34 protein-coding genes are annotated in these 26291 nt (G+C 65.7%); all 34 read left to right on the top strand.

Annotation, left to right across the window (positions count from 1 at the left end):
- The first annotated feature begins 147 nt into the window (after positions 1-147).
- The 34 genes from fusA (at position 148) to AKJ08_RS09510 (ending at position 26077) form a co-directional block, all read left to right on the top strand.
- Entirely contained in the window at positions 148-2226 is a 2079-nt protein-coding gene (gene fusA / locus AKJ08_RS09675; protein ID WP_050725883.1) for an elongation factor G, read from the top strand.
- 45 nt (positions 2227-2271) lie between these two features.
- On the top strand, positions 2272-3462 hold the full coding sequence (tuf, locus tag AKJ08_RS09670) for an elongation factor Tu (protein ID WP_050725882.1): 1191 nt from the start codon (positions 2272-2274) through the stop codon (positions 3460-3462).
- Between the two features lie 13 nt (positions 3463-3475).
- Positions 3476-3784 (top strand): 30S ribosomal protein S10, encoded by a 309-nt coding sequence (gene rpsJ / locus AKJ08_RS09665; protein WP_050727509.1) that lies wholly within the window; start codon positions 3476-3478, stop codon positions 3782-3784.
- Positions 3785-3807: 23 nt separating this feature from the next.
- Positions 3808-4446: a 50S ribosomal protein L4 gene (gene rplD, locus AKJ08_RS09660; RefSeq protein ID WP_050725881.1), complete on the top strand. Its 639-nt coding sequence runs from the start codon at positions 3808-3810 to the stop codon at positions 4444-4446.
- Positions 4443-4733 (top strand): 50S ribosomal protein L23, encoded by a 291-nt coding sequence (locus AKJ08_RS09655; RefSeq protein WP_050725880.1) that lies wholly within the window; start codon positions 4443-4445, stop codon positions 4731-4733. The genes rplD and AKJ08_RS09655 overlap by 4 nt, the downstream gene beginning before the upstream one ends.
- Positions 4734-4748: 15 nt before the next feature.
- Positions 4749-5576, top strand: coding sequence for a 50S ribosomal protein L2 (rplB, locus tag AKJ08_RS09650; RefSeq protein ID WP_050725879.1), 828 nt, complete (start codon positions 4749-4751; stop codon positions 5574-5576).
- Between the two features lie 67 nt (positions 5577-5643).
- Positions 5644-5928: a 30S ribosomal protein S19 gene (gene rpsS, locus AKJ08_RS09645; RefSeq protein ID WP_050725878.1), complete on the top strand. Its 285-nt coding sequence runs from the start codon at positions 5644-5646 to the stop codon at positions 5926-5928.
- A gap of 18 nt (positions 5929-5946) precedes the next feature.
- Positions 5947-6318: a 50S ribosomal protein L22 gene (gene rplV, locus AKJ08_RS09640; RefSeq protein ID WP_050725877.1), complete on the top strand. Its 372-nt coding sequence runs from the start codon at positions 5947-5949 to the stop codon at positions 6316-6318.
- Positions 6318-6959 (top strand): 30S ribosomal protein S3, encoded by a 642-nt coding sequence (rpsC, locus tag AKJ08_RS09635; protein ID WP_050725876.1) that lies wholly within the window; start codon positions 6318-6320, stop codon positions 6957-6959. Before rplV ends, rpsC begins: the two co-directional genes overlap by 1 nt.
- A 93-nt stretch (positions 6960-7052) precedes the next feature.
- A complete protein-coding gene (gene rplP / locus AKJ08_RS09630; RefSeq protein WP_050725875.1) occupies positions 7053-7472 on the top strand; it encodes a 50S ribosomal protein L16 in 420 nt (139 codons plus the stop codon).
- A 3-nt stretch (positions 7473-7475) separates the two neighbouring features.
- Complete coding sequence (gene rpmC, locus AKJ08_RS09625) at positions 7476-7694, top strand: 50S ribosomal protein L29 (protein ID WP_050725874.1); 219 nt, start codon at positions 7476-7478, stop codon at positions 7692-7694.
- A 99-nt stretch (positions 7695-7793) separates the two neighbouring features.
- Positions 7794-8054, top strand: a complete 261-nt coding sequence (gene rpsQ / locus AKJ08_RS09620) for a 30S ribosomal protein S17 (protein WP_050725873.1) — start codon at positions 7794-7796, stop codon at positions 8052-8054.
- Positions 8055-8117: 63 nt separating this feature from the next.
- Positions 8118-8486 (top strand): 50S ribosomal protein L14, encoded by a 369-nt coding sequence (gene rplN / locus AKJ08_RS09615; protein WP_050725872.1) that lies wholly within the window; start codon positions 8118-8120, stop codon positions 8484-8486.
- A gap of 2 nt (positions 8487-8488) precedes the next feature.
- Complete coding sequence (rplX, locus tag AKJ08_RS09610; RefSeq protein WP_050725871.1) at positions 8489-8806, top strand: 50S ribosomal protein L24; 318 nt, start codon at positions 8489-8491, stop codon at positions 8804-8806.
- 63 nt (positions 8807-8869) lie between these two features.
- On the top strand, positions 8870-9409 hold the full coding sequence (gene rplE, locus AKJ08_RS09605) for a 50S ribosomal protein L5 (RefSeq protein WP_050727508.1): 540 nt from the start codon (positions 8870-8872) through the stop codon (positions 9407-9409).
- Positions 9410-9432: 23 nt separating this feature from the next.
- Complete coding sequence (locus AKJ08_RS09600; protein WP_050725870.1) at positions 9433-9618, top strand: type Z 30S ribosomal protein S14; 186 nt, start codon at positions 9433-9435, stop codon at positions 9616-9618.
- 105 nt (positions 9619-9723) lie between these two features.
- Positions 9724-10122: a 30S ribosomal protein S8 gene (rpsH, locus tag AKJ08_RS09595; RefSeq protein WP_050725869.1), complete on the top strand. Its 399-nt coding sequence runs from the start codon at positions 9724-9726 to the stop codon at positions 10120-10122.
- Between the two features lie 13 nt (positions 10123-10135).
- Positions 10136-10675 (top strand): 50S ribosomal protein L6, encoded by a 540-nt coding sequence (gene rplF / locus AKJ08_RS09590; protein ID WP_050725868.1) that lies wholly within the window; start codon positions 10136-10138, stop codon positions 10673-10675.
- Between the two features lie 59 nt (positions 10676-10734).
- On the top strand, positions 10735-11106 hold the full coding sequence (gene rplR / locus AKJ08_RS09585; RefSeq protein ID WP_050725867.1) for a 50S ribosomal protein L18: 372 nt from the start codon (positions 10735-10737) through the stop codon (positions 11104-11106).
- Between the two features lies 1 nt (position 11107).
- Positions 11108-11617 (top strand): 30S ribosomal protein S5, encoded by a 510-nt coding sequence (gene rpsE / locus AKJ08_RS09580; RefSeq protein ID WP_050725866.1) that lies wholly within the window; start codon positions 11108-11110, stop codon positions 11615-11617.
- 26 nt (positions 11618-11643) lie between these two features.
- Positions 11644-11883 carry a 50S ribosomal protein L30 gene (rpmD, locus tag AKJ08_RS09575; RefSeq protein ID WP_050725865.1) on the top strand — a complete coding sequence of 80 codons (240 nt, stop codon included), beginning with the start codon at positions 11644-11646 and terminating at the stop codon, positions 11881-11883.
- A 6-nt stretch (positions 11884-11889) separates the two neighbouring features.
- Entirely contained in the window at positions 11890-12372 is a 483-nt protein-coding gene (gene rplO / locus AKJ08_RS09570; RefSeq protein ID WP_050725864.1) for a 50S ribosomal protein L15, read from the top strand.
- 90 nt (positions 12373-12462) lie between these two features.
- Entirely contained in the window at positions 12463-13782 is a 1320-nt protein-coding gene (gene secY, locus AKJ08_RS09565) for a preprotein translocase subunit SecY (protein ID WP_050727507.1), read from the top strand.
- A 189-nt stretch (positions 13783-13971) separates the two neighbouring features.
- Positions 13972-14616 carry an adenylate kinase gene (locus tag AKJ08_RS09560; protein WP_050727506.1) on the top strand — a complete coding sequence of 215 codons (645 nt, stop codon included), beginning with the start codon at positions 13972-13974 and terminating at the stop codon, positions 14614-14616.
- A complete protein-coding gene (gene map / locus AKJ08_RS09555) occupies positions 14617-15384 on the top strand; it encodes a type I methionyl aminopeptidase (RefSeq protein ID WP_050725863.1) in 768 nt (255 codons plus the stop codon).
- 126 nt (positions 15385-15510) lie between these two features.
- The gene (rpmJ, locus tag AKJ08_RS09550) at positions 15511-15627 is read left to right on the top strand and encodes a 50S ribosomal protein L36 (RefSeq protein WP_050725862.1); all 117 of its coding nucleotides are present in this window, start codon (positions 15511-15513) and stop codon (positions 15625-15627) included.
- Positions 15628-15665: 38 nt separating this feature from the next.
- A complete protein-coding gene (gene rpsM / locus AKJ08_RS09545) occupies positions 15666-16043 on the top strand; it encodes a 30S ribosomal protein S13 (protein WP_050725861.1) in 378 nt (125 codons plus the stop codon).
- Positions 16044-16104: 61 nt separating this feature from the next.
- On the top strand, positions 16105-16491 hold the full coding sequence (rpsK, locus tag AKJ08_RS09540; RefSeq protein ID WP_050725860.1) for a 30S ribosomal protein S11: 387 nt from the start codon (positions 16105-16107) through the stop codon (positions 16489-16491).
- A 73-nt stretch (positions 16492-16564) separates the two neighbouring features.
- The gene (gene rpsD, locus AKJ08_RS09535; RefSeq protein WP_050725859.1) at positions 16565-17191 is read left to right on the top strand and encodes a 30S ribosomal protein S4; all 627 of its coding nucleotides are present in this window, start codon (positions 16565-16567) and stop codon (positions 17189-17191) included.
- Between the two features lie 70 nt (positions 17192-17261).
- Positions 17262-18287: a DNA-directed RNA polymerase subunit alpha gene (locus tag AKJ08_RS09530; protein WP_050725858.1), complete on the top strand. Its 1026-nt coding sequence runs from the start codon at positions 17262-17264 to the stop codon at positions 18285-18287.
- A 115-nt stretch (positions 18288-18402) separates the two neighbouring features.
- Complete coding sequence (gene rplQ / locus AKJ08_RS09525; protein ID WP_050725857.1) at positions 18403-18795, top strand: 50S ribosomal protein L17; 393 nt, start codon at positions 18403-18405, stop codon at positions 18793-18795.
- Between the two features lie 392 nt (positions 18796-19187).
- The gene (locus tag AKJ08_RS09520) at positions 19188-19853 is read left to right on the top strand and encodes a hypothetical protein (RefSeq protein ID WP_157370595.1); all 666 of its coding nucleotides are present in this window, start codon (positions 19188-19190) and stop codon (positions 19851-19853) included.
- A gap of 275 nt (positions 19854-20128) precedes the next feature.
- Entirely contained in the window at positions 20129-22942 is a 2814-nt protein-coding gene (locus AKJ08_RS09515; RefSeq protein ID WP_082343018.1) for a choice-of-anchor D domain-containing protein, read from the top strand.
- A gap of 321 nt (positions 22943-23263) precedes the next feature.
- Positions 23264-26077, top strand: a complete 2814-nt coding sequence (locus tag AKJ08_RS09510; protein ID WP_082343016.1) for a choice-of-anchor D domain-containing protein — start codon at positions 23264-23266, stop codon at positions 26075-26077.
- The last annotated feature ends 214 nt before the right edge of the window (positions 26078-26291 follow it).

The raw sequence follows: 26291 nt of genomic DNA, 5'->3' as shown, positions 1-26291 counted from the left end.
GCAGAAAGCAGCACCGCTCTCTGACAGCTTGGTCGAGCGTCGCAACCCGAAGGCGGCGCGAAGGTGTTCCCCGAAGCGGGTGTCCGGTACAAAGCCGGCGCTCCGCCATCGAGCCGCGGCCCAGGTCGCGAGGAAAGGGTACGAAAGATGTCCATTGCCTACCCGCTCGAGCGGACCCGCAACATCGGGATCATGGCCCACATCGACGCGGGCAAGACCACCACGACCGAGCGAATCCTCTTCTACACCGGCATCATCCACAAGACCGGCGAGGTCCATGAGGGCGCTGCCACCATGGACTGGATGGAGCAGGAGCGGGAGCGAGGGATCACGATCACCTCGGCCGCGACCACCTGCTTCTGGCGCGAAAACCGCATCAACATCATCGACACCCCGGGTCACGTCGACTTCACCATCGAGGTGGAGCGCTGCCTGCGCGTCCTCGACGGCGCGGTGGCGGTCTTCGACTCCGTGGCCGGTGTGCAGCCCCAGTCCGAGACGGTCTGGCGGCAGGCCAACAAGTACCACGTCCCCCGAATCGCCTTTGTGAACAAGATGGATCGCGTCGGGGCCGACTTCGACCGCGCCATCGCCATGATGCGCGATCGGCTCAAGACCAACGCGATCCCGATCTTCCTGCCCATCGGCGCCGAGGAACATTTCGCCGGCGTGCTCGACGTGATCGACCGCAAGGCGATCCACTTCGATGACGAGTCGGCCGGGATGCTGGTTCGGATCGAGGATCCGGACGCGGAGCAGGCCGAGCGGATCGAGGAGGCGCGCGCTGCCCTCGTCGAGGCGATCGCGGAGTACGACGACTCCCTGCTCGAGCTCTACCTCTCCGGCGAGGAGATCCCGGCGGAGCGCATCCGCCCCGTGCTCCGGCTGGCGACCATCGCCATGAAGGTCACGCCGGTCCTCTGCGGCTCGGCGTTCAAGAACAAGGGCATCCAGCAGATCCTCGATGCCGTCGTCGAGTACCTCCCTGCGCCGGTGGACATCCCCGACGTCCACGGGAAGACGCCCGACGGCGCCGACGACAGCCGCCCGACGAGCGACGACGCTCCCTTCTCCGCTCTCGCGTTCAAGATCATGAACGACCCCTTCGTGGGTCAGCTCACCTTCTTCCGCGTCTACTCCGGCAAGCTCGAGGCCGGCAGCACGGTGTGGAACTCGGTGAAGGGCAAGCGCGAGAGGGTGGGGCGCATCCTCCGGATGCACTCGAACAAGCGCGAGGAGATCGAGGACATCCACGCCGGCGACATCGCCGCCGCGGTGGGCCTCAAGCTCGCCACCACGGGTGACACCCTCTGCGACGACAAGGCGCCGATCATCCTCGAGAAGATGGAGTTCCCGGAGCCGGTGATCTCCGTCGCCATCGAACCGAAGACGAAGGCGGATCAGGAGAAGCTCGGGATCTCCCTCCAGCGGCTGGCCCTCGAGGATCCGTCCTTCCGCGTCCACACCGACGAGGAGAGCGGGCAGACCCTCATCTCCGGCATGGGCGAGCTCCACCTCGAGATCACCGTCGACCGGCTCTTGCGCGAGTTCAAGGTCCAGGCGAACGTCGGCAAGCCGCAGGTCTCGTATCGGGAGACGATCACGCGGACCGCCGCGGCCGAGGGTAAGTACATCCGGCAGACGGGCGGCCGCGGTCAGTACGGCCACTGCTGGATCCGCCTCTCGCCGCGCGAGCCGGGCACGGGCTTCGAGTTCGTGGACTCGACCGTCGGCGGGGTGATCCCCAAAGAGTTCATCGGACCCACCGAGAAGGGGATCGCCGAGGCGCTGGACGGCGGCATCGTCGCCGGCTTCCCGGTGGTCGACGTGAGGGCCGAGCTTTACGACGGCAGCTTCCACGACGTGGACTCGACCGACATCGCCTTCAAGATCGCCGGATCCATGGCGTTCAAGGACGCCGCCGCAGCAGCAGGGCCGGTGCTCCTCGAGCCCGTCATGGCCTGCGAGGTCGAGACCCCGGACGACTTCACCGGCGACGTTATCGGCGATCTCAACTCGCGCCGCGGCCGGATTCAGGGTATGGAGCCCCACCACGGATTGCAGGTGATCCGGGCCGAGGTTCCGTTCGCAGAGATGTTCGGGTATGCCACCGACCTGCGCAGCAAGACGCAGGGCAGGGCGACGTACTCCATGCAGTTTTCGCATTACCAGGAAGTCCCGAAGAACATCGCGGACGCGATCGTCACGCGGATTCGGGGTTACTAGAGTCGCCACGAGGCGTGTTCTTCGTAAAGAGGAGTCGGAGGAGAGATGTCCAAAGAAAAATTCGAGCGTAAGAAGCCGCACGCGAACATCGGCACCATCGGGCACGTCGATCACGGCAAGACGACGCTGACCGCTGCGATCACCAAGGTTCTCTCGACCAAGGGCTTCGCCCAGGCGATGGACTACGGTTCGATCGACAAGGCTCCCGAGGAGCGCGAGCGCGGCATCACGATCTCCACCTCGCACGTCGAGTACGAGACCGAGAACCGCCACTACGCCCACGTGGACTGCCCGGGCCACGCCGACTACGTGAAGAACATGATCACGGGCGCGGCGCAGATGGACGGCGCGATCCTCGTGGTTTCGGCCGCTGACGGCCCGATGCCCCAGACCCGCGAGCACATCCTCCTCGCCCGCCAGGTCGGCGTCCCCTACATCGTCGTCTTCCTCAACAAGTGCGACATGGTGGACGACCCCGAGCTCCTCGAGCTGGTCGAGATGGAGGTCCGCGACCTCCTCACCGAGTACGACTTCCCCGGCGACAAGACCCCGATCGTCAAGGGCTCGGCGCTCAAGGGCCTCGAGGGTGACTCGGGCGAGCTCGGCGAGAAGGCGATCCTCCAGCTCATGTCCGAGGTCGACTCCTACATCCCGCAGCCCGAGCGTCAGATCGACAAGCCCTTCCTGATGCCGGTCGAGGACGTGTTCTCGATCTCGGGTCGTGGCACCGTGGTCACGGGTCGCGTCGAGCGCGGCCGGGTCAAGGTCGGCGAGGAGGTCGAGATCGTCGGCCTTCGCCCCACGCAGAAGACCGTGGTCACCGGCGTCGAGATGTTCCGCAAGCTCCTCGACGAGGGCATGGCGGGCGACAACATCGGCGCCCTGGTCCGCGGCCTGAAGCGCGAGGACGTGGAGCGCGGCCAGGTCATGGCGAAGCCCGGCTCGATCACGCCGCACAAGAAGTTCAAGGCGGAGATCTACGTTCTGACCAAGGAGGAAGGCGGTCGTCACACGCCGTTCTTCAAGGGCTACAAGCCGCAGTTCTACTTCCGGACTACGGACGTCACCGGTGCGGTGACCCTGCCCGAGGGGACGGAGATGGTCATGCCCGGTGACAACATCGGCGTGACGGTCGAGCTGCTCACTCCGATCGCGATGGAGAAGGAGCTCCGCTTCGCCATCCGCGAGGGTGGTCGGACGGTCGGCGCCGGCGTGGTCGCGGAAGTGATCGAGTAATCACGAGGGAATGATGGCAACCCAGAAGATCCGCATTCGGCTCAAGGCCTACGACTACAAGCTGCTCGACCAGTCGGCAGGCGAGATCGTGGAGACCGCGAAGAGGACCGGCGCCAAGGTGGCCGGCCCGATTCCGCTCCCCACGAAGATCAACAAGTTCACCGTCCTGCGCTCGCCGCACGTCGACAAGAAGTCGCGCGAGCAGTTCGAGATCCGCACGCACAAGCGCATGCTCGACATCCTCGAGCCGACGCAGGCGACGCTCGACGCACTCATGAAGCTCGACCTGTCTGCTGGCGTGGACGTCGAGATCAAGTCGTAAGGCGCCGGGAAGGACAACCAATCATGGCGACGTTCGACGTCTACAATCTGGAGAAGCAGAAGGTCGGCACCATCGACCTGGCCGACTCCGTCTTCGCTTCCGAGGTCAACCAGAACCTCATCTACGAAGTGGCGAAGATGCAGCAGATCAACCGGCGCCGCGGAACCGTGGGGGTGAAGAACCGCTCCCTCGTCTCCGGCGGTGGCAAGAAGCCCTGGAAGCAGAAGGGCACCGGCCGTGCCCGCCAGGGCTCGATCCGCGCCTCGCAGTGGGTCGGCGGTGGCAAGGCGATGGCTCCCAAGAGCCGCGACTACACCTACCGTCCGCCCGCCAAGGTCCGGAAGGGCGCCCTCCGCTCCGTCCTGTCGCTCCGCGCGCAGGAAGGGAAGATCCTCGTGGTCGACAACTTCGACCTCGGCGAGCTCAAGACGCAGAAGGCCCTCCAGACCCTGACCGGCAAGCTCGGCCTCGGCTCCGCCCTCGTGGTGGTCGCCGGCGCCCCCGGCGACAAGGCCCGCGAGTTCGCGATCAAGTCGATCCGGAACCTGGCCGCCTTCGACGCCCTGCCGGCCGAGGGCTTCAACCTCGAGGATGCGCTCCGCCACTCGGATCTCGTCCTCACCAGCGCCGCTGCCAAGCAGCTCGAGGGAGCCCTCTCGTGAACATTCACGAAGTCATCCGCGCTCCGATCGTGACCGAGAAGTCCGACCAGGATCGCGACGCGCACAACGCGTTCACCTTCGAGGTGGATCGGCGCGCGTCGAAGGACGAGATCAAGGCCGCCGTGAAGAAGTTCTTCGACGTCGACGCCGTCGACGTCCGGACGTCCATCGTCCGCGGCAAGACCAAGCGGGTTGGCCGGAGCATCGGCCAGCGCCCCAACTGGAAGAAGGCGATCGTGGTCCTCAAAGAGGGCCAGAAGATCGACCTCTTCGACCTCGGCGCATAAGGGAGCTGACCAGTCATGCCTCTCAAGATCTACAAGCCGACTTCGCCCGCGCGGCGCCACACGTCCACCACGGACAACGCCGAGCTCACCAAGGGCAAGCGCCCGGAGAAGAAGCTCACCGCTCCGATGTCGAAGAGCGGCGGGCGCAACGTCGCCGGCCATATCACCACCCGCCACATCGGCGGCGGCCACAAGCGCCGCTACCGAATGATCGACTGGAAGCGCGAGAAGGACGGCGTTCCCGGTAAGGTGGCGGCGATCGAGTACGATCCGAACCGCTCGGCTCGTCTCGCCCTGATCCACTACGCGGACGGTGAGAAGCGCTACATCCTGTGGCCCCAGGGCCTCGCGGTGGGCGACCTCATCCTCAGCGGCCCCGAGGTGGACGTGAAGCCGGGCAACACGCTCCCGCTCATGGCCATCCCGATGGGCACGGTGATCCACAACGTCGAGCTCAAGCCCGGCCGCGGCGCGCAGATGATCCGCACCGCCGGCAGCTGGGGCCAGCTCATGGCCAAGGAAGGCAAGTACGCGCAGATCCGCATGCCTTCCGGCGAGGTCCGCATGGTCCTCGTCGAGTGCCGCGCGACGATCGGCCAGCTCGGCAACCTCGAGCACGAGATCGTCCGCATCGGCAAGGCCGGTCGCAACCGTTGGCTCGGCAAGCGTCCGACGGTCCGAGGCGTGGTCATGAACCCGGTCGACCACCCGCACGGCGGTGGCGAGGGCAAGGCTGCCCAGGGTAATCCGCATCCGGTCACTCCTTGGGGCATTCCGACCAAGGGACACAAGACCCGGAAGAACAAGCGCACCCAGAAGATGATTGTGAAGCGCCGCAAGTAGGCGTCTGCACAGATCGGTTCGAAGCCTTGCGGGCGATTTTGCCCGCAAGGCCCAAAGGAACAAGACGATGGCTCGTTCAATCAAGAAAGGCCCGTTCGCCGATCAGCACGTCCTCAAGAAGGTCGAGGAAGCGAACAGGACCGCACAGAAGAAGGTCATCAAGACCTGGTCCCGTCGCTCGACGATCTATCCGGAGTTCGTCGGCCACACCTTCGCGGTGCATAACGGGAAGAAGTTCGTTCCGGTCTTCGTGACCGAGAACATGGTCGGTCACAAGCTCGGCGAGTTTTCGCCGACCCGAACCTTCCACGGCCACGCTGCCGACAAGAAGGCCAAGGTCGCGGGCCGGTAAGGGTAGGGAACCAAGATCATGGCTAAGAACACTACCTCCAACGCACCGTCCGCCTCCGAGGCACGGCTCCGCCACCTGCGGATCGCTCCCCGCAAGGTCCGGGCGATCTGCGACGTCGTCCGTGGCAAGCAGGTCGAGCAGGCCCTCGCGACCCTCCGGTTCACGCCGAAGGCGGCTGCGGCCCCCGTCGCGAAGCTCATCCGCTCCGCGATCGCCAACGCTGAGCAGAAGGCCAGCGGCAACCTCGACATCGATCGCCTTTTCGTTAAGACGATCATGGTCGACGAGGGCCCCACGCTCAAGCGGCATCGGCCGCGCGCCCAGGGCCGGGCGGCCCGGATCAACAAGAAGACGAGCCACGTGACCGTCGAGCTCGGGGAGATGCGCTAGTGGGTCAGAAAGTACATCCGATCGGCTTCCGTCTCGGCGTGATCAAGAGCTGGGACTCGAAGTGGTTCGAGCAGAAGAACTACGCCAAGTGGCTCCACGAGGACATTCGCATCCGCGAGTTCATCAAGGAGAAGCTGGGCCACGCTGGCATCTCGAAGATCGAGATCGAGCGTGCGGCGAACAAGGTGAAGGTCAACGTCCACACCGCGCGTCCGGGCATCGTCATCGGTAAGCGCGGCGCCGGGATCGAGACGTTCAAGAAGGACCTCGAGAAGTTCACGCCGAACGAGGTCTACCTGAACATCGTCGAGGTCCGGAAGGCCGAGACCGACGCGCAGCTCGTCGCCGAGAACGTCTGCACCCAGCTCGAGCGCCGCATCGCGTTCCGGCGGGCGATGAAGAAGGCGGTCTCGACGGCGCAGAAGTTCGGGGCGAAGGGAATCCGGATCGCCTGCTCGGGCCGGCTCGGCGGGGCAGAGATGTCGCGCTACGAGTGGTACCGCGAGGGCCGCGTTCCCCTCCACACCCTGCGTGCCGACATCGACTACGGGTTCGCCGAGGCGAAGACCACGTACGGCAAGATCGGCTGCAAGGTCTGGATCATGCGCGGCGAGGTCCTCCCGACCTCGACCCGCAAGTAGATCCGGGGCTTTTCGCAGCTATAGGCTCTTGACGCGGCGTCGCGTTCGTGACAAGTACGCGCGCCGCTCGCAATTCGAGCGAAGGATAAAACCATGCTTCAGCCAGCGCGCACCAAATGGCGCAAGCAGATGAAGGGCCGCAACCGGGGCACGGCGCACCGGGGCTCCGATCTCAACTTCGGTGAGATCGGTCTCCAGGCAGTCGAGCGGGGGTGGATCACGTCGCGGCAGATCGAGGCCGCGCGTATCGCCCTGACCCGTGAGATCAAGCGTGGCGGCAAGGTCTGGATCCGGGTCTTCCCGGACAAGCCGGTCACGAAGAAGCCCGCCGAGACCCGAATGGGCACCGGTAAGGGCAACGTCGAGGGTTACGTCGCCGTGGTGAAGCCCGGCCGGATCCTCTACGAAATGCAGGGTGTCGCCGAGACGGTTGCCCTCGAGGCACTCAAGCTCGCGGCCTTCAAGCTGCCGATCAAGACCAAGGTCGTTCGGCGCGAGATGATGGAGCTCTAAGCCATGAACATCAGCGAGCTGAGGGCCCTCGCCGCCGCCGACCTGAAGGCGAAGTCGGTCGAGCTTCGGGCTTCCCTCTTCGATTTGAAGATGAGGCTCAAGACCGGTCGACTCGATTCGACGGCGAGCCTCCAGGAAGCCAAGCGCGAGCTGGCGCGTGTTCTCACCATCCTGCGCGAGCAGGAGCTGGGGATCCGCCGCGAGCCCGCCGCAGGTAAGTAGTCCCCGAGCCCGTCCCCGCGGCATTCGCCCCGGGGCGCGGCTGTTTCGTAGCCACTGACTCGAGGCGCGGTCGCGTCGTCGAGAGGGAAGGTAGTTGCAATGGAGCGCGGTCGTCCGAAGTCCCGCATCGGGGTCGTGACCTCGAACAAGATGCAGAAGACGGTGGTGGTCCGGGTCGATCACCGGGTGATGCACCCTCGTTACGGGAAGTACGTCACCCGTCACGTGAAGTACAAGGCGCACGACGAGCTGAACGGTTGCCAGATCGGCGATCGCGTCCGGATCGTCGAGACCCGCCCGATGTCCAAGGACAAGCGGTGGCGTGTCGCCGAGACCCTCGTCAAGGCACCCAACGTCTAATTCAAGTTCACCCGCGGACAGGCGCGCGCGTTTCGCGCGAACCACCTGCGGCAGGAGAGTGTCATGATCCAGACCACCACGGTCCTCGATGTCGCCGACAATTCAGGCGCCAAGAAGGTCCAGTGCATCAAGGTGCTCGGCGGCTCGCGTCGTCGTTACGCGAGCATCGGCGACATCATCGTCGTCTCCGTCAAGGAAGCGATCCCGAATTCGAAGGTGAAGAAGGGCGACGTGCAGAAGGCCGTCGTCGTTCGCACCGCTCGCGAGGTCGCTCGCCCCGACGGCAGCTACATCAAGTTCGATACGAACAGCGCGGTGCTGATCACCAAGGATCAGGAGCCGATCGGAACCCGTATCTTCGGGCCGGTCGCTCGTGAGCTCCGCGCCAAGAAGTTCATGAAGATCATCTCCCTCGCACCGGAGGTCCTCTAGTCATGCATATCAAGAAGGGCGATCTCGTCAAGGTGATCTCCGGCAAGGAGAAGGGCAAGAGCGGCAAGATCCTCGAGCTGAACCGCGAGAAGATGCGGGCACGGGTCGAGGGCCTCATGGTGGTCAAGCGCCACGTGAAGCGCGGCCGTCTCCCCACCGCTCCCGAGGGCGGCATCATCGAGAAGGAAGGCACGATCCACGTGTCGAACCTGATGGTGATGGATCCCAAGACCAACGAGCCGACGCGAATCGGTCGCAAGAAGCTCGAGAACGGCAAGAACGTTCGCTTCGCCAAGCGGTCGGGCGAGCTCATTGACTAAGGACTGATCCGGCGGCGGTAGTCCCGAACGCCCCCGGAAGCAGGAGCGAAGACCATGGCGCAGATGATTTCGATGCGGGAGCGGTACGAGAAGGAAGCGCTGCCCGCGCTGATGAAGGACTTCGGCTACAAGAGCCGGATGCAGGCACCGCGGATCCTCAAGGTCGTGGTGAACATGGGCATGGGCGAGGCCCTTGCGAACAGCAAGATCCTCGACGCAGCCGCCACCGAGCTTGGGCAGATCACCGGTCAGAAGCCGGTGCTCACCCGGGCCCGCAAGTCGATCGCGAACTTCAAGCTCCGCGAGGGGCAGGCGATCGGTGTGATGGTGACGCTGCGGCAGCAGCGGATGTACGAGTTCCTGGAGCGGCTGATCGGCGTGGCGCTGCCCCGCGTTCGCGACTTCAAGGGAGTCTCCAGCAAGGCGTTCGACGGCGCTGGAAACTACACCCTCGGCATCCGCGAGCAGATCATCTTCCCCGAGATCAACTACGACCAGGTCGAGAAGATCAAGGGGATGAACGTGACGGTCGTGACCTCGGCCACGACCGACGAGGAGGGGCGGGCGCTCCTCAAGTACATGGGGATGCCCTTCCGCTCCTAGAGCGCACACGGATAGGTGATTCAGTGGCCAAGACCTCAAAGATGGTTCAGGCGGCGCGGAAGGCCAAGTTCTCCGCGCGCCAGTACAACCGCTGCCCGCTCTGCGGGCGGCCGCGGGCCTTCCTGCGCAAGTTCAAGATGTGCCGTATCTGCTTCCGGAACCGCGCGCTCCGCGGAGAAGTGACCGGCGTCACCAAGGCCTCCTGGTAGGCCAAGACCGCGCCCGCTAGCGGGCGCGGTACCCATCGGGTGCGACCGGACCACCGCATGGTGCGGCGAGGCGGCGCACTCGACTTACAGTCGTAAGGACTTTCCATGGCACATGTGACCGACCCAATCGGCGACATGCTGACGCGAATCCGGAATGCATCCCGGGCGCGGCACGAGAAGACCCTGGTCCCCGCGAGCAAGCTCAAGGGCGCCATCATCAAGGTGCTCAAGGACGAGGGCTTCATCGCGGACTTCGTCTTCCACGAGGACGACAAGCAGGGGATGTACACGGTCTTCCTGAAGTACGATGGCGGCCAGTCCGTCATCCGGGAGATCAAGCGCGTCTCGAAGCCCGGCATCCGCCGCTACGTCCCCAAGGACGCGATTCCCCGCGTTCTCGGTGGCCTCGGCATCTCGATTCTCTCCACCAGCAAGGGTGTGCTGGTCGACCGCGAGGCCCGCAAGGCCAACGTGGGCGGCGAGCTCCTCTGCACCGTCTACTGATCGGAGGTCAACCATGTCTCGCATTGGTAAGCGTCCGGTCGCGATCCCGGAGAAGGTCAAGGTCCAGCTCATCGGCAACCAGATGAGCGCCGAGGGTCCCAAGGGCAAGGGCAACCTCACGATCGGAAAGAACATCAACGTTCGGATCGAGGGGAACCAGGTCATCGTGGAGCGTCCGGACGAGTCCGCCGAGGCTCGTGCGATGCACGGCCTGACCCGGACGATCGTGAACAACCTGATCACGGGCGTCTCCGCCGGCTTCTCCAAGATCCTCGACATCAACGGCGTCGGTTTCCGCGCCGAGGTCAAGGGCCAGGAGCTCCACCTCACCCTCGGCTTCTCGCATCCGGTGGTCTTCCCGCTCCCCCAGGGCGTGAGCGCCTCGGTGGAGAAGCAGACCCGCCTGACCATCACCGGCAGCGACAAGCAGGTGATCGGTGAGACGGCTTCCAAGATCCGCTCGCTCCGCCTCCCCGAGCCCTACAAGGGCAAGGGAATCAAGTACGCGGAAGAGACCATCCGCCGCAAGCAGGGCAAGACGGGCGCTGCGTAGCGCATCGGGACCTCGGCGGGGACGTCCTGATCCCGCCGGGAGCCGAAGGAGAGAACGATATGGCGAATGTGCACAAGCGCAAGCTCTCGCCGCGTGAGCGCCGCGCAGAGCGAATCCGGAAGAAGATCTCGGGGACCAGCGAGCGGCCCCGGCTGTCGATCTACAAGAGCAACCAGCACATCTATGCCCAGGTGATCGACGATACCCAGGGCAAGACCCTCGCTTTTGCCTCGACCCTCTCGAAGGAGATCCGGGGCGAGATCGCCGAGCTCGACAAGAGCGGGGCGAGCAAGCTCGTGGGCAAGCTGGTGGCAGAGAAGGCCAAGGCGGCGAGCGTGACCACCGTGGTCTTCGACCGAAACGGTTTCCCCTACCATGGCCGGCTTGCCGCAGTGGCCGATGGCGCCCGCGAGGCGGGGCTGGAGTTCTAAGATGGCACTTCCTATCAATGCCAATGAGCTCGACCTGACCGATCGGGTCGTGAACATCAACCGCGTCGCCAAGGTGGTGAAGGGCGGCCGGCGGTTCAGCTTCTCGGCGCTCGTGGTCGTCGGCGATGGCAACGGCCACGTCGGCGTGGGTCTCGGGAAGGCGAACGAGGTCCCCGAGGCGATCCGCAAGGGCGGGGAGCAGGCGAAGAAGAACCTGATCCGCGTGCCGATGGCTGGCTCGACGCTTCCTCACGAAGCGCTCGGTCACTTCGGCGCCGGCTGGGTCCTCCTCAAGCCCGCCTCCGAGGGTACCGGCGTGATCGCTGGTGGCGCCGTCCGCGCTGTCCTCGAGTCCGCCGGCATCCGAAACGTGCTCACGAAGATCCAGGGCACCCGGAATCCCCACAACGTCCTCAAGGCCGTGATCGACGCCCTCATGCAGATGCGCTCTCCCGAAGAGATCGCTCGCGTGCGGGGCAAGGCGGTCGCCGAGATCCTGCCGACGGCCTGATGGCCCGGCCATCGAGCGAGGAAACAATGGCTCTCAAGGTAAAGCTGGTCCGCTCCGTCTCCGGTCGTCCCCACGACCAGAAGGAGACCATCACCGGGCTGGGACTGAAGAAGTTGAACGACGAGAAGCTCCTGAAGGACACCGCGCCGATCCGTGGCATGATTGCCAAGGTGGCGCACCTGGTGGCTTTCGAGGAGGTTCCGGGCGACGCGCCCGTCCGGACCCGCCGCAAGGGCAAGGCCGGCGCCAAGGCGAAGGAGGCCTAGGCCGTCATGGGAACGAACCTTCACAATCTCAAGGCGCCCGAGCGCTCGCGCCATCGCAAGAAGCGCGTGGGCCGTGGCCAGGGCTCCGGCCTCGGCAAGACCGCTGGTCGCGGTGGCAAGGGTCAGAAGGCCCGCACGGGCAACATGAACTTCGAGGGCTTCGAGGGCGGGCAGATGCCCCTCCAGCGCCGCCTCCCGAAGTTCGGCTTCAAGAATCCCTTCCGTGTCGAGTATGCTCCGGTGAACCTCGACCGGCTCGACTCGATCTTCGAGAACGGCGCTACGGTCTCGCTGGACGCGCTCCTCGAGAAGGGCGTTCTCTCGAAGAAGGGTGTGCTCGTGAAGATCCTCGGACAGGGGACGCTCGGCAAGAAGCTGACCGTCCACGCTCACGGTTTCTCCGCCTCCGCGAAGGAAGCGATCGAGAACGCCGGGGGTTCCGTGGTCGTCATCGAGCGGCATCCCGCGCAGGGGACCGCCGAGGCATAATCAAGCACTAGGGTGCCAGGAGGGATCCCGTACGCTCGGGCTCCCTCCTGCCCTCGAAGGGGACGCAACTTGCTCGAAGCCATCGGCAACATGTTCCGAATCCCGGACCTGCGGAAGAGGCTGATCTTCACGCTCGGCCTGCTCGCGGTCTATCGGCTCGGTATCTTCATCACCACGCCCGGCATCGAGCGTGAGGCAATGCAGAGCTTCATGCACTCGCAGGGCGGGTTGCTGTCGCTCTTCAACCTCTTCTCGGGCGGCGCGATCGAGCAGGCCTCGATCTTCGCCCTCGGGATCATGCCCTACATCTCCTCGAGCATCATCATCCAGCTCCTGGCGGTGGTGGTTCCCACGCTGGGGCAGCTCCAGAAGGAAGGCGAGCTCGGCCGGCGGAAGATCACCCAGTACACCCGCTACGGCACCATCGCCCTCGCAGTTGTCCAGGGGATGGGTATCGCCTTCTGGCTCGAGAGCCTCGGCCGCGGCGGCGCAGGCGCTGGCGGCGCGATGATCGAGGTGGTGTCGAATCCGGGCTGGGGCTTCCGCCTCATGACCGTGATGACCCTCGCCTCGGGCACAGCCTTCATCATGTGGCTCGGCGAGCAGATCACCGAGCGCGGCGTCGGCAACGGCATCTCGATGATCATCTTCGCGGGCATCGTGGCCCGGATCCCGGACGCTGGTTTCCAGACCATCAAGTGGTACCAGACCGGTCAGCTCGACGAGCTCGCCATCGTGGTGCTCGCCGTGGTCATCGTGCTCGCCATCGGAGCGGTGGTCTTCGTGGAGCGCGGCCAGCGGCAGATCCCGGTGCAGTACGCCAAGCGCGTCGTGGGCCGGAAGGTCGTGGGCGGCCAGACCACCCACCTGCCGCTGAAGGTGAACACGGCGGGCGTGATCCCGGCCATCTTCGCCTCCTCGATCCTGCTCTTCCCGGCGACCCTCGCCGGATGGATCCCGGTGCTGAAGCCCGTCTCTGACGCGCTCCAGAAGGGCGGCTGGGAATACAACACCCTCTACGTCCTGCTGATCGTCTTCTTCGCCTTCTTCTACACGGCGGTGACCTTCAATCCGGTCGACGTCGCCGACAACATGAAGAAGAACGGCGGCTACATCCCGGGCATCCGCCCTGGCAAGAAGACGGCCGACTACATCGACAAGGTGCTCTCGCGGCTCACCGCCGGCGGCTCGCTCTACCTGGCGCTCGTCTGCGTGCTCCCGACGATCCTGATCAGCGCGTTCCAGACGCCGTTCATGTTCGGCGGCACCGCGCTCCTCATCGTGGTGGGCGTCGCCCTCGACACGGTGCAGCAGATCGAGGGCCACCTGATCACCCGGCACTACGAGGGCTTCACCGGCGCTCGTGGGCCTCGCATCCGTGGCCGCCGCATGGCGGGCGGGGTGCGCTGAACACTCGAACGACAGGGCCGGATGGGGCTCCACCCGGAGACGCCGGCCCGAGCGCTCGAGTATCGTGAATCTTGCGCGGGGCGCCTTCCTAACGGGGGCGCCCCGTGCGCTTCCCGCGCCTTCCGGGCACCGGCACGATCGTTCGATCCACCGGTGCGTCCCCCCGGCGCGAGGACGACGGAGAACCAGATGAACCTCGTCTTCCTAGGCCCCGCCGGCTCCGGCAAGGGCACCCAGGCAAAGAAGCTCGAGGCCGAATACGGCGTCGCCCAGATCTCGACCGGCGATCTGCTCCGAGAAGCCGTGCGAAACGGAACCGAGCTCGGGCGGCAGGCGGATCCCCTCATGAAGCAGGGGAAGCTCGTGCCCGACGACCTCGTGATCGGGATCATCGAGGAGCGCTTCCGCCAGGGCGGCCTGGAGAAGGGCATCCTCCTTGACGGCTTCCCCAGGACCGTCCCCCAGGCAGAGGCCCTCGACGCCATGCTCGAGCGGAACGGGATCGACTTGGACAAGGTCATCAGCCTCGAGGTTCCCGACGAGCTCCTGTACGAGCGGATCACGGGTCGGCGCTCCTGCCCGAAGTGCGGCACGGTCTATCACCTGAGCGCGGCTCCGCCCAAGCAGCCGGGCGTCTGCGACCTGGACGGTACGGCCCTGATCCAGCGCAGCGACGACACGCCCGAGAAGCTCGCGAACCGGCTCGAGGTCTTCAAGACCGAGATCCCCAAGGTCAAGCAGCACTATGCGTCCAAGGGCCTGCTCTCGGTCGTGGACGGCGTCGGTTCGCCCGACGCGATCTTCTCGTCGATTCGGCGGGCGCTGGGGGCGTAGATGTCTGTGATCCTGAAGAGCCGCGGCGAGATCGACGCCATGCGGGAGGCGGGAAGGGTGGTGGGAACCATCCTGGCCGCTCTTCGCGACGCGACGAAGCCCGGCGTCTCCACGGGGGAGCTCGACGCCCTGGCTGCCGAGCTCATCGCCGCGAACAAGGTGAAGTCGGCGTTCAAGGGCTACGCGCCTGGCGGCCGTCGTCCTTATCCCGGCGTGCTCTGTACCTCGATCAACGAGGAGATCGTCCACGGGATCCCGTCGAAGAAGCGGATCCTCCGCGAGGGCGATATCATCGGCCTCGACTTCGGAGTGGTAAAAGACGGCTGGTTCGCGGACTCCGCGATCACGGTGCCCGTCGGCACCACGGCCGAGGACGCGGCGCGCCTCGTCGAGACCACCCGCCGCTCCCTCGAGCTCGGGATCGAGCAGGCGAGGGTCGGAAATCGAATCTACGACATCGGCGCAGCGATCCAGGCGCATGCCGAGGGATTTGGCTATGGCGTCACCCGCGATTTCGTGGGACACGGCGTTGGCCGGAGGCTCCACGAGGAGCCCCAGGTCCCCAACTACGGCCCAGGGGGCCAGGGGATTCGAATCAAGACCGGCATGGTCCTCGCGATCGAGCCGATGATTAACGCCGGCTCCTGGGAGGTCGAGGAGCTGGACGACGATTGGACCGCCGTGACTGCTGATCGGCGACTCTCGGCCCACTTCGAGCACACCATCGCGGTGACCGAAGAGGGGCCGATCATCCTGACTCTTCCCTGAAATGGGAGGTCGCCCCGGAAGGGGCTTGCTCGGCTGGGGAGATCATGTTATGCCCCGCCGACTTTTGATTTCGGCCCAGCCGAGCGGGACTCTCGTTCCCTCGACGGCCGGGATGCGGAGCGGTTCATGAAGGTGCGGGCATCCGTCAAGAAGGTTTGCGAGAAGTGCAAGGTCATTCGGCGTCGGGGCATCGTGCGGGTCATCTGCGCGGCGAACCCTCGGCACAAGCAGCGCCAGGGCTAAGGGCCCACTGACGCCAGACATAGGATCGGAGGAAGAACGTGGCACGAATTGCCGGTGTGGATCTGCCCCGCGAAAAGCGGGTGGTGATTTCGCTCCAGTACATCTACGGAATCGGCGGCACTCTCGCGAAGCAGATCTGCGCGAAGGCCGAGGTGGACGAGAGCGTCCGCACCAAGGACCTGACGGACGATCAGGCGCGCCGGCTCCGTGAGGTGATCGAGCGGGAGATGAAGGTCGAGGGCGACCTCCGTCGCGAGACCTCGATGAACATCAAGCGCCTCATGGACCTGGGCTGCTACCGGGGCCTCCGGCACCGCAGGGGCCTGCCGGTCCGCGGTCAGCGCACCCACACCAACGCACGTACCCGCAAGGGCCCGAAGCGGACGCTCGCTCGTCCCCGCGCGGCCGCTCGCTGATTTCGCTGGCGCCGCGCACCTGCCGCGGCGCTGATCACCTCGTTTCTGGAGCAAGCTCTCGATGGCCGATGAGAAGAAGGTCAAGAAGAAGGTCCGCAAGAACGTACAGCAGGGCGTGGTGCACATCGCCTCTACGTTCAACAACACGCTGATCACGATCACCGACGTCAGCGGCAACGTGCTCTCTTGGTCCACCGCCGGTGCGCGTGGCTTCAAGGGTTCGCGCAAGTCGACGCCGTTCGCCGCCCAGGTGGCCGCTGGCGACGCCGCCGCCAAGGCGATGGAGCACGGCCTCCGCACGGTCTCGGTGATGGTGAAGGGCCCTGGTGCAGGCCGTGAGTCCGCGCTGCGCGCTCTCGCCGCCGCTGGCCTCAAGGTTCAGCTCATCAAGGACGTGACCCCGATTCCCCACAACGGCTGCCGGCCTGCCAAGCGGCGCCGGGTCTGATCGGCAACGGCTCTCGGGCGCTTGGGGCGGATTCGTCCTTCGCGCGCAGACGACCTCTCGAAGGAGATACGCAGTGGCTCGTTACACCGGTGCGTCGTGCCGCCTTTGCCGGCGCGAAAACCTCAAGATGTACCTCAAGGGTGATCGCTGCTACAGCGACAAGTGCGCCATCGAGCGCCGTCCCTACCCCCCGGGCCAGCACGGCCAGGGCCGGATTAAGTTCTCCGAGTACGGCGTGCAGCTTCGCGAGAAGCAGAAGGTCAAGCGCATGTACGGCCTGCTCGAGGCTCAGTTCCGCCTCTACTACCAGCGGGCGAACGCGAAGAAGGGCAAGACCGGCGAGAACCTCCTCCAGGCCCTCGAGCTTCGGCTCGACAACGTGGCCTTCCGGATGGGCTTCGCCGACACGCGCTCGGAGGCCCGGCAGCTCGTGCGCCACGCCCACTTCCGCGTGAACGGCAAGAAGGTCAACATCCCCTCCTACCAGGTGCGGGTTGGCGACAAGATCTCCGTCAAGGAGCGCTCGAAGAAGGTGGTCAGCATCGCCGAGGCGCTCGAGGCGGTGGATCGCCGCGGCTTCCCGGCCTGGGTCGACGTGGACAAGAAGGGCTTCGAGGGCACCGTGAAGGCGCTCCCGGCCCGCGAAGACCTGACGCTGCCCATCCAGGAGCAGCTGATCGTCGAGCTCTACAGCAAGTAATTGGCAATCACTTTGTAGCCGCCCGTGGTGCCGGCGTCAGCCGGCGTGGAGGGCGTGCACGAGGTACATCATGGCCGATGCCACGGTAGCAAAGAACTGGCGCGATCTGATCAAGCCGCGCGGAATCCAGGTCGACCACGAGTCGCTCACGAACACCTACGGGAAGTTCGTGGCCGAGCCGCTCGAGCGGGGCTTCGGGATCACCCTGGGCAACTCGCTCCGGCGGATCCTGCTCTCCTCTCTGCAGGGAGCGGCGATCACCTCGATCAAGATCGAGGGCGTGGACCACGAGTTCTCGACTGTCCCCGAGGTCTCCGAGGACGTCACGGACATCATCCTGAACCTCAAGGAGGTCCGTCTCCGGATGCACACGCTGGAGACCCGGACCCTCCGCCTCGAGGTGGATGGGCCCAAGGAGGTCACCGCTGGTGACCTCGTGACCGATCCCCAGGTCGAGGTGCTCAACCCGGGCCACCACATCGCGACGGTGGCCGAGGGCGGGAAGCTCCGCGTCGAGATGACCTGCCGCCGTGGCAGGGGCTATGTCCCTGCGGAGCGGAACAAGGTCGCGGGCCAGCCGATCGGGACCATCCCCATCGACGCGCTCTTCTCGCCGGTGAAGAGGGTCAACTACCAGGTGACCAACGCCCGCGTCGGTCAGCAGACGGATTACGACAAGCTCTCGCTCGAGGTCTGGACCGACGGCTCGGTCGAGCCCGCCGACGCCGTGGCCTATGCGGCGAAGATCGTGAAGGAGCAGCTCTCGATCTTCATCAACTTCGACGAGACCGAGGAGCCTACTCCCGCCGAGCTCATGCCGCAGGAGGAGGAGAAGCTCAACGAGAACCTCTTCCGTTCCGTGGACGAGCTCGAACTCTCCGTCCGGTCGGCCAACTGCCTGCAGAACGCCAACATCAAGACGATCGGCGAGCTGGTGCAGAGGTCCGAGGCCGAGATGCTCAAGACCAAGAACTTCGGTCGGAAGAGCCTCAAGGAGATCAAGGAGATCCTGTCGGAGATGGGGCTCTCCCTCGGCATGAAGCTGGAGAACTGGCCGAACCGCGCCCCGGGTGGTGCGGCCGCGCCGAAGCTGTAGACTCTTTCGACAAGGGGCCTGCGAGCCCGCGAGGAGGTCACCTCCGGCGCGGCCCCTAGTCGCAGTTGAATTGAAGCTCCGGCGGCCAAGAGCGGCGGGGCGATGGAGAAAGACGATGCGTCACGGAGTTGCCGGCCGCAAGTTCTCGCGGACCTCGGCTCATCGGGAAGCGATGATGGACAACATGGTCATCTCGCTCCTGCGGCACGAGAGGATCCGCACCACGGTGCCCAAGGCGAAGGAAGCCCGCAAGCTTGCCGACCGGGTGATCACCCTCGGGAAGAAGGGCTCGCTCCACGCCAGGCGGCTCGCGAGCAAGACGGTGCACGACAAGGACGTGCTCTCGAAGCTCTTCAGCACCCTCGCGGAGCGCTACGGCGCTCGCCCGGGCGGGTACACGCGGATCGTCCGCATCGGTCGCCGGCTGGGCGACTCCGCGGAGATGGCGTACCTCGAGCTGGTCGATCGGCCGGAGACGGCTGCGGCGGCGCCGGCGGAAGCCGAATAGCGCCAGCGAGCTCGTGGTCCGGCGGATGACGCCGGACCGATGAGTCAAGGACGGCGGCGGGCCCTCGGGCTTGCCGCCGTTTTCGTTTTCGGCGGCAGGGTCCCCCGGTCGGGTGATCCGTTTCCCGGCGAGAGGACATGTGACGGCTGGACCCGTTCCGTGAGGTGATTATGCGCCCTGTCGTGGTGCTGGTTCTCGCTCTCTTTCTCGCGTCGTGCGGAAGCGGAAGTGGTGGCCCCGAAGCCGAACCTGGAGGCTCCGCCGGTCCGGGAGACTCCGGAGTAGATGGTCGGACAGGTGGCATCGGTGCCGACGGCGGTTCCGGGGGAGGCGAAGAGAGAGTCCGGATCGAGGTCGTCGGGTGTCCTCCGGGCGAGGTGGACTTCGGACGATTGCCGAAGGGCTTCCTGGCGAGAAGGACCCTCATTCTCCAGAACGTCGGGGATCCGGCACGGATCACTGTCGACCAGCCGGTGATTGCGTCTCCGGATGCCACTTCCTTCACCGTGACGGACCTCGACGGCGCCGAGGGGCCCTGGATCATCGACGAGCGGCCCCTGGCACTCGAGGTCACGTTCCGTGGGAGCGAAGTCAAGGACTACGCCGCGTCGTTGGTTCTCCCGGTCTTCGTGAACGGCCAGCTCTCGGAAGAGCAGCCCTTCGTGCAGGTCGACCTGAGGGCGTCGACCTTCGCAACTTCCCTGCGCCTCGTCGCGGATCGGGACCCGCTCGACTTCGGCCCGGTTCCGGCCTGGCCGCAGACGCTCCAGGCCTTCAAGGCGTTCACCATGTTCAATTTGGGCGACGACGTAGTTCGGATCGTCCGTCTCTCCATCGTGTCCGACCTTCCTCCGGCCTTTTCCGCGAGGGCCGAGGAGGCCCTTCCCCTGTTCATTTTTCCCGGGGGATCCAAGAGCTTCTTGGCCTCTTACAGGCCGCGGGGCATGTACCTGGAGACGGCGTGGCTCGAGGTCTGGATGGAAGGCGCCGACGAGCCTTACCGGGTCGAGCTCCGAGGATGGGGGGAGAGCCTCGATTGCGAGGACCCCTGCGAATAGAGCTCGACCGGGCGGTTGGCTCAACAGACCAGAAGCCCTGCAGATGAACGGGGCCGATCGCCGGGGACGGAAGCCCATTCGTCTCCGGCTTTTCATTTGGAGGCCTCCATCGGCGCGCCGCAGACGGGCTCGAAACGGGGGCCAGGGCCGCTGGAGCTGGATTTCGGCCGTAACGGGCTCCGGATGAAGAATTTTTCCGGAAAACGGAGATCCAGGTGATCCGACAGGCCGTACCCCGACATTAGTCGCTCGTTTCAACCTCGAGGAGGAATGCGATGCGACATTTGTTGTACGGGCTGCTGCTGGTCCCGCTGATGCTCGTGGGATGTGCCAAGGAGCCGCTAGGGAGCGCCCGCGGCGTCGTCGTGTCTGACCCTAAAACGGAAGTCGACTTCGGCCAGGTCTTCGTGGGGACCGAGGCCTCGAAGCTCGTGACCCTCTCCAACACGGGCCGGTCCCAGGTGCAGGTGAGGGCGTCCGACTTCCCTAGCGGCTACGACATGCGGCCGTCCGAGCTCTCGCTGGCGCCCGGCGGGAAGGCCGAGGTGAAGATCGCCTTCTTCCCGCTTCGCGAGGAGCGCTTCGACGGCCAGCTGAAGATCTCGCTGTCCAACGCCAAGAACGAGCTCGTCACCCTCGACCTCAAGGGCGAGGGCGTGAAGCGCGTGGTGGAGGTGGTCGAGGTCCTGGACTTCGGGACCATCAAGCTCGGCGACACCAAGACCCTCCCCCTCGACCTCACGAACCTGATCGAGAAGAGCCTGAACCTGGACCTCTCGATCACGGGCGGCAGCGATCGCACGGCCTTCCGGGTCGACGACGGGGCCGTCGAGCTTCCGGGGGGGGCGACCCGCGCGATCGACGTCTCGTTCACGCCGGCCAACCGCGGACCCCACGCGGCCTCCCTCCTGCTGCGTCCTTGCGCCAGCTGCCAGGACGTCCGCGTCCAGCTCGTGGGCACCGGCGGTATCACGGAGCTCCGCGCCTCTCCGCCGACGGTGACCATGGGCACGGTCACCCCCGGCGAGTCGAAGAGCAGCTGGTTCGCCATCCAGAACATCGGTGACTTCCCGGCGACCGTCACCTCCATGACCCTCGTCGTCGATCCGGTTCGGGATCCCGCCAACGAAGGGGAGGCTCCGGAGGAGTTCAAGCTCGCGGCGACCGGCGAGTTCGAGGTGGGGGTGAGCGCGACCGTCGAGGTGGAGGTCTCCTTCAAGGCCGCGCCCCAGGCCGAGCCCCGGAAGTTCGCCAAGATCCAGGTGATGGGCCCCGATGGGCTCTACTTCGAGGTCCCGGTCGACGGGAAGAGCGGCGGCATCGAGGTGGAGGCCGATCCGGGGACGGTGGACTTCGGCAGGCAGCCGAAGAACTTCGCCGCGAAGAAGACCTTCATGATCCGAAACATCGGCGAGAGCGTCGCGCTCGATCTCTATCCGCCCAGCGAGGAGGCCAACTACACCGTGGCGGCCGTCGATGGCACGTCGGCTCCCTGGCGCCTGGATTCGCACAATGCGAACTCGATGGCCTTCGAGGTCACCTTCAAGGGCAGCGAGATCCAGGAGTATCCCGCCGAGATGGACTTCCCGATCTACGTGAGCGGCGCGATGTCGGCGGAGCAGCCGTTCGTCACGGTCCACCTGATGGCGAACGTGGTCGAGCTCCCGGCCTGCGACCTGGACATCTCCCCGTCGTCGCTGCGCTTTGGCGCGGTGACGGTGAACCGCGGTGTCCAGCTCCCCATCGAGATCACGAACCAGGGCACGACGGAGTGCCTGGTGTGGAACTTCGACCTCGACACCGACAATCGGGCCTTCGCGGCTCCGGGCCTGCCCAACGGCTCCCAGGTCCTGGCGCCGGGTGAAAAGATCACCGTGGGGATCCGCTACCAGCCGACCCGGATCACCGGCGTCATCGATCGTACCAACCTCTACTTCAACCACTCCAATGTCGAGACGCCTCGGGCCGTGGTGCAGATCAGCGGTCTCGCGACGTCTTTCTGCCTCTCGGCGGATCCGAACCCGGTCGCCTTCGGCCCGGTTCCTGCGGTTCCGCAGTCGCTGCAGGTGTTCAAGCCCTTCGTCGTCCGGAACTGTGGAACGGACGCCGTCCGGATCTCCCGGGTTTCGATGGCCTCCGGCTACTCGCAGCGCTTCACGGCCCGATCCGACGAGACCCTCCCGGTCACGATCGCTTCGAATGGCACGAAGAGCTTCCTGGCGTCGTACAAGCCCCTGGACCTGGTTCGGGACGTGGGTAAGGTCGAGGTCTGGATGCAGGGCGTCGACGAGCCGTTCCTCGTCGAGACCCAGGGCCAGGGCACGGACGATGCTTGCGGCGTCCTCTGCGATTGGCCGACGGCGATCTGCCCGGCGGCGGGTCAGTCGGTGACGGTGAACACCCAGATCGTGCTCAGCGGCGGCGCCTACAGCCCCGGCGGCCACCCGACCACCTGTTCGTGGACGGTGGCGAGCGCGCCGGTGGGCTCGAGCGCCCGGCCGGTCGGAGGGGGGTGCACCCCGACCTTCACCCCGGATCTCGTGGGCAACTACGTGTTCGAGCTGATGGTTACGGACCAGCTCGGCAACCGTGGCGCCTGCCAGCACAGCCTGACGGCGACCCCCTGGGGCGGCCTCTGGGTGGAGACCTTCTGGGACGCGGCGGGTGACATCGATCTCCACGTGCTGAACGAGGATCTCGGCGACCGCCATCAGGACGCCAGCTGGTTCAGGAATCCTTCGGACTGCTACTTCGGGAACTGCTACAGCGGCAACCGCCCGAATCCGCTGTGGGATAACGACATCAACATGACGGCGAGCCTCGACCGCGACGACATCCCCGGCACCGGCCCGGAGAACACCCGGATCAACAGCCCGAGCCTGACCCACCCCTACGCGGTCGGCATCCACAACTGGGGCAACTCCCGAAACCCGGTCAACGTGACGACGAACATCTACTGCGGTGGCGCCCTGGCGTACAACACGACCACGGTGTTCACCGCGACTCGACAGTTCGAGGTGGCGGTGAGCATCCAGTACAACGGCTCCACCTGCATCGTCACACGGGACGGCATGCGCTGGGTCCACTAGGACCCGTGGACCGTGCCCGCCCCACGTGAAGACGCGGGGCGGGCACTTGTGAGTCAGTCTGCCACCAGGCTGGACGTCGCTGGTGGAGTCCCCTCGGCGGCAGGGTTCCCTGCCGCCGAGCCCTCCGAGTATCGGCCCAAGTGCGCGAGATCGCGCATGAATCAGGGAATTGAGTGGACGCGGCACGCCCGGTGTCCTCAAGTCCCTTGCGGGCTACCGAATCGCGAGCTGTAGGAATCTTACCGATTTCGCCTCCGCGGTGATCCGGGAGCCGTCCTGCCTACATGAGTTGCAGCGATTCACCCTTCGTGGAGGAAAGCGATGCGACATTTCTTGTACGGACTGCTGCTGGTCCCGCTGATGCTCGTGGGATGTGCCAAGGAGCCGCTCGGAAGCGCCCGTGGCGTCATCGTGTCTGACCCTGCAACAGAAATCGACTTCGGCCAGGTCTTCGTGGGGACCGAGGCCTCGATGCTCGTCACGCTCTCCAACACGGGCCGCTCCCTGGTTCAGGTGAGGGCGTCCGACTTCCCTAGCGGCTACGATATGCGGCCGTCCGAGCTCACCCTGGCGCCCGGCGGGAAGGCCGAGGTGAAGGTCGCCTTCTTCCCGCTTCGAGAGGAGCGATTCGACGGCCAGCTGAAGATCTCGCTGTCCAACGCCAAGAACGAGCTCATCGCCCTCGAACTCAAGGGCGAGGGTGTGAAGCGCGTGGTGGAGGTGGTCGAGGTCCTCGACTTCGGGACCATCAAGCTCGGCGATACCAAGACCCTCCCCCTCGATCTCACGAACCTGATCGAGAAGAGCCTGAACCTGACGCTCTCGATCACGGGCGGCAGCGATCGCACTGCCTTCCGGGTCGACGACGGGGCCGTCGAGCTCCCGGGCGGGGCGACCCGCGCGATCGACGTCTCGTTCACGCCTGCCAACCGCGGCCCCCACGCGGCCTCCCTCCTGCTGCGTCCGTGCGCGACCTGCCAGGACGTCCGCGTCCAGCTCGTGGGCACCGGCGGTATCACGGAGCTCCGCGCCTCGCCGCCGACGTTGAGCCTGGGGACGGTGACCCCCGGTGAGTCGAATACCCGCTACTTCTCCATCCAGAACATCGGTGACTTCCCGGCGACCGTCACTTCCATGACCCTCGTCGGCGACCCGGTTCGGGATCCCGCCACCGAAGGGGAGGCTCCGCGGGAGTTCTCGCTCGCGGCGACCGGCGAGTTCGAGGTGGGGGTGAGCGCGACCGTCGACGTGGCGGTCTCCTTCGACGCCACAGCTGCCGATTCCCGGAAGTTCGCAAAGGTCCAGGTGATGGGCCCCGATGGGCTCTACTTCGAGGTCCCGGTCGACGGGAAGAGCGGCGGCATCGAGGTGGAGGCCGATCCGAAGACGGTGGACTTCGGCAGGCAGCCGAAGAACTTCGCCGCGAAGAAGACCTTCATGATCCGAAACAGCGGCGAGAGCGTCGCGCTCGAGCTCTATCCGCCCAGCGAGCAGGCCAACTACACCGTGGCGGCCGTCGATGGCACGTCGGCTCCCTGGCACCTGAATTCCCAGAATGCGAACTCGATGGCCTTCGAGGTCACCTTCAAGGGCAGCGAGATCCAGGAGTATCCCGCCGAGATGGACTTCCCGATCTACGTGGGCGGCGCGATGTCGGCGGAGCAGCCGTTCGTCACGGTCCACCTGATGGCGAACGTGGTCGAGCTCCCGGCCTGCGACCTGGATATCTCCCCGTCCTCTCTGCGCTTTGGCGCGGTGACGGTGAACCGCGGCGTCCAGCTCCCCATCGAGATCACGAACCAGGGCACGACGGAGTGCCTGGTGTGGAACTTCGCCCTCGACACCGAAAATCGGGCCTTCGCGGCTCCGGGCCTGCCCAACGGCTCCCAGGTCCTGGCGCCGGGTGACAAGATCACCGTGGGGATCCGCTACCAGCCGACCCGGATCACCGGCGTCATCGATCGTACCAACCTCTACTTCAACCACTCCGATGTGGAGACGCCTCGGGCCGTGGTGGCGATCAGCGGTCTCGCGACGTCCTTCTGCCTCTCGGCGGATCCGAACCCGGTCGCCTTCGGCCCGGTTCCTGCGGTTCCGCAGTCGCTGCAGGTGTTCAAGCCCTTCGTCGTCCGGAACTGTGGAACGGACGCCGTCCGGATCTCCCGGGTATCGATGGCCTCCGGCTACTCGCAGCGTTTCACGGCTCGATCCGACGAGACCCTCCCGGTCACGATCGCCTCGAATGGCACGAAGAGCTTCCTGGCGTCGTACAAGCCCCTGGATCTGGTTCGGGACGTGGGTAAGGTCGAGGTCTGGATGCAGGGCGTCGACGAGCCGTTCCTGGTCGAGACCCAGGGCCAGGGCACGGACGATATTTGCGGCGTCCTCTGCGATTGGCCGACGGCGATCTGCCCGGCGGCGGGTCAGTCGGTGACGGTGAACACGCAGATCGTGCTCAGCGGCGGGGCCTACAGCCCCGGCGGCCACCCGACCACCTGTTCGTGGACGGTCGCGAGCGCGCCGGTGGGCTCGAGCGCCCGGCCGGTCGGAGGGGGGTGCACCCCGACCTTCACCCCGGATCTCGTGGGCAACTACGTGTTCGAGCTGATGGTTACCGACCAGCTCGGCAACCGTGGCGCGTGTCAGCACAGCCTGACGGCGACCCCCTGGGGCGGCCTCTGGGTGGAGACCTTCTGGGACGCGGCGGGTGACATCGATCTCCACCTGGTGAACGAGGATCGCGGCGCCAGGGGGAACCAGGCCAGCTGGTGGAGCAGCGCGGACTGCTACTACGGAGACTGCCAGCTCGGTAGCCGGCCGAACCCGCTGTGGGATAACGACATCAACATGACGGCGAGCCTCGACCGCGACGACATCCCTGGCACGGGCCCGGAGAACATCCGGATCAACAGCCCGAGCCTGACCCACCCATACGCCATCGGGATCCACAACTTCAGCAACTCCCGGAATCCGATCAACGTAACGACGAACCTCTACTGCGGTGGCTCGCTCGCGTTCAACGCCACCACGGTGTTCACTGCGACCAAGCAGTTCGAGATCGTCGGGAGCGCTCAGTACAACGGGTCCACCTGCATCTTCACGCGGGACGGTACTCGCTGGACCGGGTTCCACTAGTCCCCGGCGGCGTCTGCTTGCCTCGTCGAAGATCGGGGCAGCAGGCGTGATGCCAGGATGAAGAGCAGATCGGCGGCAGGGCTTCCCTGCCGCCGATTCGCTTTTAACAGGGGTGCCGACGGCCGTCCGGTCCCCCTGCGAGGGCGGAATCGGAGGATGGGAAATCAATCAGGATCGGATCTTCTTGCCGGCAGGCTTCGGCGAGGTCCGTCGA

It is taken from the genome of Vulgatibacter incomptus, assembly GCF_001263175.1.
In the GTDB taxonomy this organism is placed as follows: Bacteria; Myxococcota; Myxococcia; order Myxococcales; family Vulgatibacteraceae; genus Vulgatibacter; species Vulgatibacter incomptus.
Note: the sequence above shows the minus strand (reverse complement) of the source record. Positions and strands in the feature narration are given on the sequence as shown.

Coding starts and splice junctions, on each gene's coding strand:
- rpsH (WP_050725869.1), top strand. CDS start 9,724: ATGGCACATGTGACCGACCCAATCGGCGACATGCTGACGCGAATCCGG.
- AKJ08_RS09530 (WP_050725858.1), top strand. CDS start 17,262: ATGGCCGATGCCACGGTAGCAAAGAACTGGCGCGATCTGATCAAGCCG.
- rplD (WP_050725881.1), top strand. CDS start 3,808: ATGGCGACGTTCGACGTCTACAATCTGGAGAAGCAGAAGGTCGGCACC.
- map (WP_050725863.1), top strand. CDS start 14,617: ATGTCTGTGATCCTGAAGAGCCGCGGCGAGATCGACGCCATGCGGGAG.
- rplN (WP_050725872.1), top strand. CDS start 8,118: ATGATCCAGACCACCACGGTCCTCGATGTCGCCGACAATTCAGGCGCC.
- rpsJ (WP_050727509.1), top strand. CDS start 3,476: ATGGCAACCCAGAAGATCCGCATTCGGCTCAAGGCCTACGACTACAAG.
- AKJ08_RS09560 (WP_050727506.1), top strand. CDS start 13,972: ATGAACCTCGTCTTCCTAGGCCCCGCCGGCTCCGGCAAGGGCACCCAG.
- AKJ08_RS09510 (WP_082343016.1), top strand. CDS start 23,264: ATGCGACATTTCTTGTACGGACTGCTGCTGGTCCCGCTGATGCTCGTG.
- rplV (WP_050725877.1), top strand. CDS start 5,947: ATGGCTAAGAACACTACCTCCAACGCACCGTCCGCCTCCGAGGCACGG.
- rplE (WP_050727508.1), top strand. CDS start 8,870: ATGATTTCGATGCGGGAGCGGTACGAGAAGGAAGCGCTGCCCGCGCTG.
- rplF (WP_050725868.1), top strand. CDS start 10,136: ATGTCTCGCATTGGTAAGCGTCCGGTCGCGATCCCGGAGAAGGTCAAG.
- rplR (WP_050725867.1), top strand. CDS start 10,735: ATGGCGAATGTGCACAAGCGCAAGCTCTCGCCGCGTGAGCGCCGCGCA.
- rpmD (WP_050725865.1), top strand. CDS start 11,644: ATGGCTCTCAAGGTAAAGCTGGTCCGCTCCGTCTCCGGTCGTCCCCAC.
- rpmC (WP_050725874.1), top strand. CDS start 7,476: ATGAACATCAGCGAGCTGAGGGCCCTCGCCGCCGCCGACCTGAAGGCG.
- rplB (WP_050725879.1), top strand. CDS start 4,749: ATGCCTCTCAAGATCTACAAGCCGACTTCGCCCGCGCGGCGCCACACG.
- tuf (WP_050725882.1), top strand. CDS start 2,272: ATGTCCAAAGAAAAATTCGAGCGTAAGAAGCCGCACGCGAACATCGGC.
- rpsK (WP_050725860.1), top strand. CDS start 16,105: ATGGCCGATGAGAAGAAGGTCAAGAAGAAGGTCCGCAAGAACGTACAG.
- rplQ (WP_050725857.1), top strand. CDS start 18,403: ATGCGTCACGGAGTTGCCGGCCGCAAGTTCTCGCGGACCTCGGCTCAT.
- secY (WP_050727507.1), top strand. CDS start 12,463: ATGTTCCGAATCCCGGACCTGCGGAAGAGGCTGATCTTCACGCTCGGC.
- rplX (WP_050725871.1), top strand. CDS start 8,489: ATGCATATCAAGAAGGGCGATCTCGTCAAGGTGATCTCCGGCAAGGAG.
- rpmJ (WP_050725862.1), top strand. CDS start 15,511: ATGAAGGTGCGGGCATCCGTCAAGAAGGTTTGCGAGAAGTGCAAGGTC.
- rpsS (WP_050725878.1), top strand. CDS start 5,644: ATGGCTCGTTCAATCAAGAAAGGCCCGTTCGCCGATCAGCACGTCCTC.
- AKJ08_RS09515 (WP_082343018.1), top strand. CDS start 20,129: ATGCGACATTTGTTGTACGGGCTGCTGCTGGTCCCGCTGATGCTCGTG.
- rpsE (WP_050725866.1), top strand. CDS start 11,108: ATGGCACTTCCTATCAATGCCAATGAGCTCGACCTGACCGATCGGGTC.
- rpsQ (WP_050725873.1), top strand. CDS start 7,794: ATGGAGCGCGGTCGTCCGAAGTCCCGCATCGGGGTCGTGACCTCGAAC.
- rplP (WP_050725875.1), top strand. CDS start 7,053: ATGCTTCAGCCAGCGCGCACCAAATGGCGCAAGCAGATGAAGGGCCGC.
- fusA (WP_050725883.1), top strand. CDS start 148: ATGTCCATTGCCTACCCGCTCGAGCGGACCCGCAACATCGGGATCATG.
- rplO (WP_050725864.1), top strand. CDS start 11,890: ATGGGAACGAACCTTCACAATCTCAAGGCGCCCGAGCGCTCGCGCCAT.